This window comes from Rhizobium halophilum (assembly GCF_021648825.1).
Taxonomy (GTDB): Bacteria; Pseudomonadota; Alphaproteobacteria; order Rhizobiales; family Rhizobiaceae; genus Neorhizobium; species Neorhizobium halophilum.
On the sequence record NZ_JAKJHS010000006.1, the window covers coordinates 167,860 to 179,332 of the forward strand.

At 60.6% G+C, this 11,473-nt stretch carries 13 protein-coding genes; 7 read left to right on the forward strand and 6 right to left on the reverse strand.

Annotated elements, in window-relative coordinates; genetic code table 11:
* Window positions 1–108: 108 nt before the first annotated feature.
* Both LXM96_RS13455 and thrC read right to left on the reverse strand, forming a co-directional pair.
* Window positions 109–1,407, reverse strand: coding sequence for a M16 family metallopeptidase (locus tag LXM96_RS13455; RefSeq protein ID WP_239999064.1), 1,299 nt, complete (start codon window positions 1,405–1,407; stop codon window positions 109–111).
* Window positions 1,408–1,433: 26 nt separating this feature from the next.
* On the reverse strand, window positions 1,434–2,831 hold the full coding sequence (thrC, locus tag LXM96_RS13460; RefSeq protein ID WP_239999065.1) for a threonine synthase: 1,398 nt from the start codon (window positions 2,829–2,831) through the stop codon (window positions 1,434–1,436).
* 132 nt (window positions 2,832–2,963) lie between these two features.
* Here thrC and LXM96_RS13465 point away from each other — a divergent pair, with 132 nt between their 5' ends.
* Entirely contained in the window at window positions 2,964–3,518 is a 555-nt protein-coding gene (locus tag LXM96_RS13465) for a PilZ domain-containing protein (protein WP_239999066.1), read from the forward strand.
* Between the two features lie 17 nt (window positions 3,519–3,535).
* Here LXM96_RS13465 and LXM96_RS13470 read toward each other — a convergent pair whose 3' ends face one another.
* Together LXM96_RS13470 and LXM96_RS13475 are read right to left on the reverse strand one after the other, a co-directional pair.
* A complete protein-coding gene (locus LXM96_RS13470; protein WP_239999067.1) occupies window positions 3,536–4,228 on the reverse strand; it encodes an HAD family hydrolase in 693 nt (230 codons plus the stop codon).
* Window positions 4,229–4,305: 77 nt separating this feature from the next.
* Window positions 4,306–4,989, reverse strand: coding sequence for an ArsR family transcriptional regulator (locus tag LXM96_RS13475; RefSeq protein ID WP_239999068.1), 684 nt, complete (start codon window positions 4,987–4,989; stop codon window positions 4,306–4,308).
* A 70-nt stretch (window positions 4,990–5,059) separates the two neighbouring features.
* Between LXM96_RS13475 and LXM96_RS13480 the strand changes: the two genes are divergently transcribed.
* The 3 genes from LXM96_RS13480 to LXM96_RS13490 all read left to right on the forward strand — a co-directional run bounded on the left by LXM96_RS13480 (window position 5,060) and on the right by LXM96_RS13490 (window position 6,988).
* On the forward strand, window positions 5,060–5,389 hold the full coding sequence (locus LXM96_RS13480; protein ID WP_239999069.1) for an NIPSNAP family protein: 330 nt from the start codon (window positions 5,060–5,062) through the stop codon (window positions 5,387–5,389).
* The gene (locus LXM96_RS13485) at window positions 5,386–5,733 is read left to right on the forward strand and encodes an antibiotic biosynthesis monooxygenase family protein (RefSeq protein WP_239999070.1); all 348 of its coding nucleotides are present in this window, start codon (window positions 5,386–5,388) and stop codon (window positions 5,731–5,733) included. Before LXM96_RS13480 ends, LXM96_RS13485 begins: the two co-directional genes overlap by 4 nt.
* Window positions 5,734–5,857: 124 nt before the next feature.
* A complete protein-coding gene (locus LXM96_RS13490) occupies window positions 5,858–6,988 on the forward strand; it encodes a site-specific DNA-methyltransferase (RefSeq protein WP_239999071.1) in 1,131 nt (376 codons plus the stop codon).
* A gap of 108 nt (window positions 6,989–7,096) precedes the next feature.
* Here LXM96_RS13490 and LXM96_RS13495 read toward each other — a convergent pair whose 3' ends face one another.
* Together LXM96_RS13495 and mutY are read right to left on the reverse strand one after the other, a co-directional pair.
* Window positions 7,097–7,711 (reverse strand): HAD family hydrolase, encoded by a 615-nt coding sequence (locus LXM96_RS13495; RefSeq protein ID WP_239999072.1) that lies wholly within the window; start codon window positions 7,709–7,711, stop codon window positions 7,097–7,099.
* 15 nt (window positions 7,712–7,726) lie between these two features.
* A complete protein-coding gene (gene mutY, locus LXM96_RS13500; RefSeq protein ID WP_239999073.1) occupies window positions 7,727–8,803 on the reverse strand; it encodes an A/G-specific adenine glycosylase in 1,077 nt (358 codons plus the stop codon).
* Between the two features lie 92 nt (window positions 8,804–8,895).
* Here mutY and LXM96_RS13505 point away from each other — a divergent pair, with 92 nt between their 5' ends.
* The 3 genes from LXM96_RS13505 to LXM96_RS13515 all read left to right on the forward strand — a co-directional run bounded on the left by LXM96_RS13505 (window position 8,896) and on the right by LXM96_RS13515 (window position 11,431).
* Window positions 8,896–10,107, forward strand: coding sequence for an O-antigen ligase family protein (locus tag LXM96_RS13505; RefSeq protein WP_239999074.1), 1,212 nt, complete (start codon window positions 8,896–8,898; stop codon window positions 10,105–10,107).
* A gap of 25 nt (window positions 10,108–10,132) precedes the next feature.
* A complete protein-coding gene (locus LXM96_RS13510) occupies window positions 10,133–10,603 on the forward strand; it encodes a DUF721 domain-containing protein (protein WP_239999158.1) in 471 nt (156 codons plus the stop codon).
* A gap of 129 nt (window positions 10,604–10,732) precedes the next feature.
* Window positions 10,733–11,431, forward strand: a complete 699-nt coding sequence (locus LXM96_RS13515) for a DsbA family protein (protein ID WP_239999075.1) — start codon at window positions 10,733–10,735, stop codon at window positions 11,429–11,431.
* The last annotated feature ends 42 nt before the right edge of the window (window positions 11,432–11,473 follow it).

Consider the following 11,473-nt stretch of genomic DNA (forward strand, 5'->3'; position numbering starts at 1 on the left):
GGTGAGCGGTCGCTGCCAGGTGCCTGGCCGAAGGGCCGGGCACAAGTTGCAATCTCGGAGGAAGACGGCGCCTGCTTCATCCTTGGCCGCCTAACCGAGGACACCGGATCAACCGGCCGCCTGCTGCGTCTTTGCCGTCTGGGGTGAAAGAGCCGCGGAAAGCTCGTTCATCGATACCAGCTTCTCGATCGGGCCGACGGCGGAAAGCGTGGGAACCGTATCGAAGAAGAGCCGGCCCGAAAGATCCGTCAGCCGCGCCGTGGTGATGCCTTCCAGCCGTTCCATCAACTCGTTGTTGGGGATTGGGCGGCCGTAGAGGATCATCTGCCTTGCGATCTGGCCTGCCCGTGCGGCGGGGCTCTCTTGTCCCATCAGCAACTGAGCGCGGATTTGTGCCCGGGCGCGATGGATCTCCTGCTCGTGGATGGTCTCCGCGGCCTTGCGCAGTTCCTCGATGATCACCGGCACAAGCTGCGGGATATCCTCGCCGCCGGTTGCGGCATGGATGCCGAAGATGCCGGTGTCCGAAAATCCCCAGTGGAAGGCGTAGACGGAGTAACAGAGGCCGCGGTGCTCGCGGACCTCTTGGAAGAGACGCGAGGACATGCCGCCGCCGAGGATGTTGGCCAGAATCTGCGAGCAGTAGAAGTCCCGCATGTGGTAAGCCTTGCCCTCGAAGCCGAGCAGGATCTGCGCGTCCATGAGGTCGCGGACTTCGCGGGTTTCGCCGCCGATGTAGCGGGCAACGTCCTGCACCGGGCGCGCGCTCGGTGTTCGCGGCAGAGTGGCGAAACGCTCTTCCACCTGCTTGCAGAAGACGTCGTGATCGACTGCGCCGGCGGCCACGACGAACATACGGTCGGTGGTGTAGTTGCGCGACAGGTAGTTGCGAATTTGGCCCGGAGCGAAGCTCTGTACCCGCTCCGGCGTCCCGAGGATCGGCCGACCGATCGTCTGGCCGAGGTAGGCGACTTCAGAGAATTTGTCGAAGACGACGTCGTCTGGCGTGTCGTTGGCCGCACCGATCTCCTGAAGGATCACGTGCTTCTCCCGACGCAGTTCTTCCTCGTCGAAGAGCGATTCCGTCAGGATATCGGCCAGAAGATCCACCGCGAGTGGAACATGGTCTTTGAGCACGCGTGCGTAATAAGAGGTGGTCTCGGTCGAGGTTGCGGCATTGAGTTCGCCGCCGACGTTTTCAATTTCCTCGGCAATGTCGCGGGCGCTGCGTCGCGTCGTGCCCTTGAAGGCCATGTGTTCGAGGAGATGGGCAATGCCGTGCTCATCTTCAGTTTCGTTACGCGACCCCGACTTGATCCAGACGCCAAGCGCAACGCTTTCCAGATGCGGCATGGCCTCGGTGACGACGGTCAACCCGGAAGGAAGCCGGGTTACTTCAACATTCATTGCTTGTCTTTCTGGCACGCCACCACTCACTTGCCTGCTCGTGCATGTCTGCTGATGAAGCTTTCGATATCCTTGAGTTGGGCAGGCAGGATATCGAAGCGCTCCTCCCTGGACATCAGATCGGCAAGCCATGATGGAAGCGCAGGGTCAATTCCGCAAGCGGATTCTACGGCCGCCGGGAACTTGGCCGGATGCGCCGTAGACAGCGTCACCATCGGGCTGGTCGGCTTTGCATTCTTCCTCGCGACAAAAATGCCGGTCGCCGTGTGCGGATCGACGAGATAGCCGGTCTCCGCCAATGTTTCGCGAATGGTCGCGGCCACCTGCTTCTCCGTCGCCCGGGCCGCTCTGAATTCTCGGCGGATTGACTTCAGCGCATCCGGCTGCACCTCGAAGGCGCCCGACTGCTTCAGCCCCGCCATGGCGGAGCGAACGGAAGAAGGGTCCCGCCCATAGGCTTCAAACAACAGCCGCTCGAAGTTGGAGGAGATCTGGATGTCCATGGAAGGCGAGGTGGTGGCCTTCACGCCGCGCATCTCGTAGCGGCCGCTCTTTAGCGTGCGGGCTAGGATGTCGTTGTCGTTGGTCGCGATCACCAGGCGCTCGATCGGCAGACCCATGCGCTTGGCGACATAGCCGGCGAAGATATCGCCGAAATTGCCGGTGGGGACCGTGAAGGAGACCTTTCGGTCGGGGCCACCAAGCGAAACCGCCGCGGTGAAGTAGTAGACCACCTGGGCCATGATGCGCGCCCAGTTGATGGAGTTGACGCCCGAAAGGCCGACCCGGTCACGGAATGAGGCGTCGTTGAACATCTCCTTCACCAGGTTCTGGCAGTCGTCGAAGTTCCCTTCAACGGCGATGGCATGAACATTGGCCGCCGCAGAGGTGGTCATCTGGCGCTGCTGGACAGGAGAGACTTTTCCCTTGGGGAAAAGGATGAAGATGTCGGTACGGTCCCGGCCGGCAAAGGCGTCGATCGCCGCCCCGCCGGTATCTCCGGAGGTGGCGCCCACGATGGTCGCACGCTCGCCGCGCTTCGCCAGGACATAGTCCATCAGCCGGGCGAGCAACTGCATGGCGACGTCCTTGAAGGCAAGGGTGGTGCCGTGAAACAGCTCGAGGACGAAGTCGTTGGGACCCGTCTGAACCAGCGGGACTACGGCCGGATGACGGAAAGTGGCATAGGCGTCTTCGATCATGGAGCGCAGGTCCGCTTCCGGAATCTCGTCGCCGGTAAAGCGCCGGACGATTTCGAAGGCGATGTCTTGGTATCTCTTGCCGCGGAAGGCGCGGATCTCGCGCTTCGTCAGCGTCGGCCATTCGCTCGGTATGTAGAGACCGCCGTCGCGTGCGAGGCCGGCGAGCAAAGCGTCACGAAAGCCGAGAGCGGGCGCCTCTCCGCGGGTAGAAATGTATTCCACGACCCTGAATCCCTAATCGATTTTTATTTGCGCCGCTGATATAGACCAGGAAAATTGGCTGCGAAAGGCCGCGAGTGCCGATCTTCGGCAGTGGCTGCCCGTACAGGAAAAGATGTTGAGAGGGTGGATTCAGTGTTTGCTTCAGTGACGCGTAAGCTTTTGTCGATTTCTCTTCTTGCCGTTGTGGCGGGCTGCAACTCCTCATCGCCCACCGCGGGTCTAAGTTCCGCGGCGACGACGCCGGCTGCCCAGGCGCAATCGGTGACGCCGGTCGTGCAAGCCTTCTGCCCGCCGATTGTGATGCGTGAGGAAACGGCGGTCTACCAGTCCTACGCGCGCGGTGGTCAGGATAATCCGGAAAAGCTAGCTTTCCAGGCGTCGCTCGCAGATGCAACCCGTCAATGCACGGCTAACGAGAGCACCATCACCATCAACGTCGTGGCTCAAGGCCGGATTGTAGCAGGCCCGGCCGTGACGGCAGGACAAGTCTCATTGCCGGTCCTCGTGGAGGTCGTCGACGGCGACAACGTGATCTACTCCCAGAAGGTCAGCTTCCCTGTCGAACTACCGGCGGCCGGCACGCAGTTTCTCTTCAACAAGGCGGACGTGCAGATTCCGAACGCTCAGGGCGGCGCCTCACGCTTCACGCGAATTCGGCTTGGCTTCGACCTGCCGTCGAAGCGGTAACCCGCCTAGCGGCTAGTTTAGAATCCGGCGGCCCATTCGCTGAGAGCTTCCACCATGGCTGGCAGTTCTGCCATCCGGGAGATGACCGTTTCAGCCCCGGCATCCGTCAGCTGGTCGGAATGGCTGGGGTAGGTATGTGAGGCACCGGTGAAGCCGATGACACGCATGCCCGCGGCTGCCGCACCATGGATGCCGTGGACCGAATCCTCCACCACGAGGACGTTCCGAGGAGAGACGCCAAACTTCTCTGCCGCGTGAAGAAAGATGTCCGGTTTCGGCTTCACCCGATCCGGCCCAAGATCCTTGGCCGAGAAGATGTGCGGCGCGAAATATGGCTTGAGGCCGACCTTCTCCAGCATCATGTCCAGCCGGTGCGTGCTGGAGTTGGAGCAGATGCATCTTTGCGTGGTGAGCCGCGAAAGCGCAGACCTCACGCCGTCGATGATCTTCACATCCCGCGCCAGACGCGCATCGAGCAGCTTTTCCGACTTGTCGATCAGTGAAGCGGAGAGGGGGATGTCCACTTCCTTCTCGATCTGCAACAGGATGTTGCGCCAAGTCATGCCCGCAAATCGCTCGCCCATCTCCTCGACGCTGATCGGATAACCGGCTTCCGTCAGGAGCTTCGCCTCGACCTGCGCTGCGATGATTTCTGAATCGACGAGCACGCCGTCGCAATCGAAGATGATGAGGTCGAAACCGCTGCTCATGGTGGGAAACTCTTGTATCTGGGGGAGGACGAGGCCGCTCTACATCACGAGGGCGCTTGCCACAATGTAGGGATTGGCTATTCTAATGGAAAGAGGGCGAGAAACTGGCTTTCGCCCGCCTTGGTGAACCGGATCGCCCGACTGTCGTCGCTGCGTCTTGCCCAGCCTTCGTCGAGAAAGCGCGAAAGAAGCGCCTTGCCGAGCGTGCCCGCAAGATGCGAGCGGCGTTCGCTCCAATCGAGGCAGGACTTGCAAATTGGGCGCCGGGAGGAGGATAGTGGTTCAAGATCGATGCCGATCTCCCGCAGGTCCAGCCGCCCTTTCTCCGTGAGTGTGAGGTCGTCACCCTCGCTGACGATCGTGCCGCGTTGCATGAGGCTGTCGAGCATGCGGACGCCATAGTCGCCGGCAAGATGGTCGTAGCAGATACGGGCCTTCCGCAGCGCCGGGTCCCTCGGGCCGGGACGGTGTCGCAGATGGCCGCGACTGGCGGCAAACCCCATGATGGCCTCGAGCAAACTTCCGGTCGCGGCATCTGCAAGCGCGAAATAGCGGTGGCGTCCTTGCTTGCGCTGCGACACCAAACTCCCATCCTCAAGCTTCGACAGGTGCGAGCTTGCAGTCTGCAGAGTTACCCCCGCAGCCTGCGCCAGTTCCGTGGCCGTCAGCGCTTGACCGCCCATCAGCGCGGTGAGCATGTTTGCGCGTGCAGGATCGCCGATGAGCGTGCCGATGCGCGCGATGTCCGGACCTTCTTTCATACTTCGACGGTAGCCGAAGCATCTGCGGCAGGCAAGGGGCTAACCTCTGCCCGTAAACAAGGAGAGCCCGATGATTACCTGCTTTATCCGTTACGAGATCGACCCATTTCGGAAGGACGGTTTCGCCGAGTATGCTCGCAATTGGGCGGAGGCCATCCCGCGCTGTGGCGCGGACCTTTTTGGGTATTTCACTCCACATGAGGGATCCGCCACCACCGCCTACGGCGTCTATAACATCGAAAACCTTGCCGCTTACGAAACCTATCGGCAGCGCCTGGCCCAGGATCCGCTGGGCCGGAAGAACTATGAGTTCGCCAGCCGCGAGCGCTTCATCCTGCGCGAAGATCGCATCTTCCTGAAGAATGTTTCTCTGCCGCACGGCCCGAGGGTGACGCCATGATCGCAGTGATCTTCGAAGTTGTGCCATATATGGGCGAACGTCACCGCTATCTGGATCTGGCAGGAGAACTGCGCGCCGAGCTGGAGAAGATCGACGGGTTCATCTCCATAGAACGGTTCGAGAGCCTGACCATGCGCGGGAAGATCCTGTCGCTGTCGTTCTGGCGAGACGAGGAAGCTGTCCATCAGTGGCGGAACCTGGAGGCGCATCGGGCTGCGCAGCAGGCAGGCCGCAACGGCATTTTTGCCGATTATCGCCTCAGGATTGGCCACGTGCTCCGGGATTACGGCATGTGTGAGCGTGAGGAGGCGCCGGCCGACAGCAGGATAGTTCACGGGGCGTGATCAGACTTGCGCTGCCATAGTGGAATTTTTGCAAAACCTGTCGCGCCTTCAGCCTTTCGTAACCAAGATGAGTAACCATAACAGCCAGTAAACAGTACCGAGTAAGCGTAAGAGCGAGTATCCCATGGCAGCAGTCCTTCCGATTGCCGATCTGCGTCAGCAGGGTCGGCCGTCCACCTGGCTCAATACCATCATCAAGGGCGATTGCGTCGCCGCACTCGAGGCGCTGCCCGATCATTCAGTCGATGCAATCTTTGCCGATCCTCCGTACAACCTGCAGCTCGGAGGCACGCTTCACCGCCCGGATCAGTCGCTGGTCGATGCGGTTGACGACGAGTGGGACCAGTTCGCGTCCTTCGAGGTCTATGATGCCTTTACCCGTGCCTGGCTGCTCGCCTGCCGCCGCGTGCTGAAGCCGAACGGCACCATCTGGGTGATCGGCTCCTATCACAATATTTTCCGCGTCGGCGCGATGCTGCAGGACCTGAACTTCTGGCTCCTCAACGACATTGTCTGGCGCAAGACCAATCCCATGCCGAACTTCAAGGGTCGCCGCTTCCAGAACGCCCATGAGACGATGATCTGGGCCAGCCGCGATGCCAAGGCAAAGTCCTACACTTTCAACTACGATGCGCTGAAGGCTTCCAACGACGATGTCCAGATGCGCTCCGACTGGCTGTTTCCAATCTGCTCCGGCGGGGAACGGCTGAAGGGCGAGGACGGCAAGAAGGTGCATCCGACTCAGAAGCCGGAGGCGCTGCTTGCTCGGGTCATTATGGCATCCACCAAGCCGGGCGACGTCATCCTCGACCCCTTCTTCGGCACCGGCACCACCGGCGCTGTCGCCAAGCGCCTCGGCCGCAACTTCGTCGGGATTGAGCGCGAGCAGGATTATATCGATGCGGCGTCTGCCCGCATCGCGTCGGTGGAGCCGCTCGGGAAGGCGGAGCTCACGGTCATGACCGGTAAGAAGGCTGAGCCGCGGGTTGCCTTCAACACCTTGGTCGAGAGCGGCATGCTCAAGCCGGGCCAGGTCCTGACGGATGCCAAACGCCGGTGGAGCGCCATCATCCGTGCCGACGGCACGCTTGCGTCCGGCGGTGAGGCGGGTTCGATTCACCGCCTCGGCGCAAAGGTCCAGGGCCTCGATGCCTGCAACGGCTGGACCTTCTGGCACTTCCAGGACGGCAAGTCGCTACGCCCGATCGACGACCTGCGGGCCATTGTCCGCAGCAATCTCGGAAATCTCGGCTGACGATCCACCAGCCGCGAACAGAAATTCTCGTTCCGGTCTTTGTACCTCCAGTCCCGGAAGAGAATAAAATGACGCCCGGAGGAGGCTGACCTCCGGGCGTTATCTTTTTCAGGTGGCGATGCCGAAGCTTGCAAGATCCGCCTTCAGTTGCGCCGCGTCGATAAACTGCACCGCCTGCCAGCCGGCCGCCCTTGCTCCCTCCACATTGGCGAGAGAGTCGTCGATGAAAAGTGTCGACTGCGGTTCTAGGCCAAAATCTCGAGCATGTTTCTCGTAGATCTCCCGATCCGGCTTGATCAGTTCGATCTCGCCAGACACCGTTACGCCGCGCGGCTTGTTGAGGAACGGATACATCTCCCGGGCATGGCGGAAGGTGTCGGCGGCGAAGTTCGTCAGCATCGTCACGTCCCGGCCTTCATCGATCAGCTGTTCCATGACCCTGACGCTGTCCTCGTAGGCGTAAGGGACCATCTCCGGCCAGTACTGCCGAAAGGCCCGAATCTGTTGCTCCCGCTCCGGAAACCTCTCGACAAGAAGCGCCTCCGCATTCGCCCACGAGCGGCCGCGGTCTTGCTCAAGGTTCCACTCGTGCGTGCAGACATTGGCAAAGAACCAACGACGCTCTTCCTCGTCCGGGATCAGGCGGCGATAGGGCAGGGTGGGATCGTAGTGGATCAGCACTTTGCCGATGTCGAAGACGATATGCTTGATCTGGCCTGCCATAGAATTTCCTTGCAGCTAGATGGCGTGTTTCCTGAAGGCCAGGGGAATAGCCTGACCAATAACCTTTTTCATGACGGTCGGTAGCGCCTGGGCGTCCAGATTGGTGACGGGTTCCCACCAGCCTTCTCCCGTTTCTCCGGTCTCCGTCCTCGCTCGAAACACGGTGAGCCGAAGCTCGAAATGCGTGAAGACGTGGGTGATAGTCCCGCATGTCTCCCATTGTGCCGGAAAGGGTGCGTGATCCGCCGTCGCAGCTCCATCCTGCCGGGCCGTCCAGCCGGTTGTTGGCACTTCCGTCATGCCTCCGAGGAGGCCACTTGCGCCTCTTCGCCTGAGGAGGATTGCGCCCTCGCTGTTGACGGCGACGAAGGCGGCGCCGGTACGCACCGGCTTGTCCTTCTTGGCGGCTTTCACGGGGAAACGTTCCGGATCATGCTTGGCGAACGCAAGACATCGTTCACGGATCGGACAGACAGCGCAAGCCGGCCTCTTCGGCGTGCAGATGGTGGCGCCCAGATCCATCATGGCCTGGGCAAAATCCCCGGGCCGATCCGCCGGCGTCAGTTCCTGAACGCGGGCCTTCATCAATGGCTTGGAGCCGGGCAGGGGGGCGTCGATCGCGTAAAGCCGGGAGACCACGCGTTCCACATTGCCGTCCAGTACCGCAGCCTGGCGGTTGAACGCGATGGCGGCCACGGCGGCGGCTGTATAGTCGCCGATACCAGGCAGGGAGCGAAGTGCGTCCTCGGTATCGGGGAAGACGCCGTCATGCTCATTCGCCACGGCTTCCGCGCACTTCTTCAAGTTGCGAGCACGGGCATAGTAGCCAAGCCCTGCCCATGCCGCCATGACATCCTCCGTCTCTGCGGCGGCAAGGTGCTTGACCGTCGGCCACTGCTGGAGGAACTTGCTGAAGTAGGGTTTTACCGCCTGCACCGTCGTCTGCTGCAGCATCACTTCCGACAGCCAGACCCGATATGGGTCCGGCCGGGTTCCCTGGGCCGCAGCCTTCGGAGAAATCCGCCAGGGCAGATCACGATGATGCTTGTCATACCATGCAAGGACGGCTTGGGCTGTGGAGGCGGCGATCACTGACTGGAAAGTTCTCTGCACGTGCGATAGGGCAGTGGTATCTGCCTGAGCTGCAACCAGTCAACGAAAGATCACAAGTGAAACTCCCCTCCATGCAAACGAACACCTTGGTCGGTGCCGGTTCTGTCGGTGCTTTGGCGGGATTGGCAGGCTCCGTCATCACGATCCTTCTCGCCGTCTCAATGCTCTGGGCGCTTGTTCTGCTGGTGCTCAAGCGCATCTCGCCGAAGTATCAGCGAAGCGATCTGCTTGTTGTGGTGCCAGCTTTCCTTTTCGTTTTCGTGACCACTGGTGCCGCCTTCTTCAGTTGGCAAGACGATCAGTCCGCCACGGACATACTGCAACGGCTGGGTCGTCTTCTGCCTTTCCTGTTCTTCCCGTTGATACTCCCCCGCTTTCGTACGGCCGAGCCTTCCAAGCTCGTCGACACCTTCATCCTTGGAAGCTCTCTCTGCGGAATCCTAGCCTTGCCACTCGCGCTCCTGCAGGTCGGCTGGTATGACATTCGAGCGGAAGGTGGCGCTGGCAACGCCATCCCGTTCGCAATGGTCAGCGCCTTCTTCGGCTCAATTTCGCTGTTGAACGTAGTTCATGAGGCCAGATGGCGAGGGGCGCTTGGACTTGCTGGCTTCCTGGCTGCGGTTATCTGCCTGCTCCTGTCGGAGTCGAGGGGGCTCTTGCCAATTCCGGCGGTTGCCGTTGTCGCCATTCTGATTGTTTATCCCGAACAACTGGCTCGCCTCAAGAACGGGAAGGTTCTCGCTCTTCTGGGCGGGGTCCTCGCCGTCATCATGCTGATCGCCTACGGCCGCATGGAGCGGCTTCTGCTATTGGTGAATTCGCTTTTCGAGCTGCAGCCAGACGCACAGGACAATTCCACGGATCTTCGTCTGGCGATGTGGGAGCATGCAGCGCGCCTGATCAGTGAACAACCCGTGTTGGGTCATGGCCTTCAAAACAGGCGCGAGCTGATGGCGCAGATCGGCCTCGACTACAGCCACTTCCACAACGGGTTCCTGACCACCTTTGTCGACAGCGGTGTAGTTGGTTTTGCCGCCGTGACACTGCTGATCTTCGCCCCGTTGCTTTGTGTGCTCTACAACCCTTCCAAAGTGAGCTGGAGGCCGCGCCTTTTCATCGCAACCATGATCGCGTCCACCTACGCGCTTGGCGGGATGACCAACTTCATTTTCCTCCACGACATCTATGATAGTGTCTTTCTCTGGTCCGCTCTTGTTGTAGCCATGCCGCTTGCAGGGGCAGGTCTACGTGAACAGGAACTGGAGAAGCGCATTGGGGCGTGAGACAAGGCCCTATCGCAAGGGCGAGATGCAGATCGCGGAGGTTGCCAACGGCATCATCGATCCCGTCCTGGCGCGTCGGGCCGGGATATCGACCTCTCTTCTGGGCTCGTGGGATGAAATCGCCGGTGAAGACTTCGCCGACTGCAGTCGGCCGGAAAAGATCTCTTGGCCGCGTCAAAATGCTTCTGACGAGGCGGGTGGATACCAGCCTGGGGTACTGACGGTCGCCTGTGAAGGTGCTCGCGCGCTTTTCCTGACGCATGCTCAAGGCGAACTGATTGCCCGCATCAACGCCTTCTTCGGCTTTCCGGCCGTACGCCAGATCCGCATTATCCAGAAGCCGGTTTCGGTGGCGGCGAAGCACCGCGCCCGGCCGCAGCCGCTGAAAGGTGATGCCGCAAGACGGCTCGACGGCATGATGGAAGGGATTGAAAGCGACGCGCTGAAGAGGGCTGTCGCCCGCCTTGGCACCGCAGTCCTGCAGAAGAAGCGCTGAGTTCGTACATCTGCCGTTCAGTTTGCAGCTGTCACAAAGCTTTGAAGCAATTCGCTGTTCGCCACCTTGTTCCGGTAGGGCGGGCGGGATACGGAATGAGACCTTTTTGCAATCTAAGGCAGGTGTTTGATGAAGATGACTGAAACCACCATCACCCGGCGCGCACTCCTGGGCGGCGTTGCAGCCGCGTCTCTGATGGTCGCGCTTCCCTTGTCGGCGACGCAAGCCTTTGCGCAGGAATTGCCTGATTCGCAAGGCGAAGTGGATATGACTGAGGTCCTGAAGCCGGGCCCGCTGCCGGAGATGGCGATTGGCGAGGAAAATGCGCCGGTTACGATCGTTGAATACATGTCGATGACCTGCCCGCATTGCGCGACGTTCCACAACACGACCTTCGACGAGATCAAGACCAAGTATGTGGACACGGGCAAGGTGCGCTTCATCGTCCGCGAATTCCCCTTCGACCCGCGCGCTGCGGCCGCCATCATGCTCGCGCGATGCAATCCGTCGAACCCGCAGGAAATGAGCACGCCAGAACAGTATTTCCCGATGGTATCGATGCTGATGAAGCAGCAGAATACCTGGGCGGCAGCTGAAGATGGCCGCGCGGCACTCCTGCAAATGTCCAAACTGGCAGGTTTCTCACAGGAGACTTTCCAGGCCTGCTTGACGAACCAGCAGCTTCTCGATGATGTGAACGCAACGATGAAGCGTGGTGCCGACGAATTCGGTGTCAATTCGACGCCGACCTTCCTCATCAACGGCGAGCGCTATGCGGGGGCCATGTCTGTTGAAAGCATGTCGGCTCTTATCGACAGCTTGCTCTGAGACCGTTCATGATCTGAGCGGCGGCGGCATACGCGTGTCCGC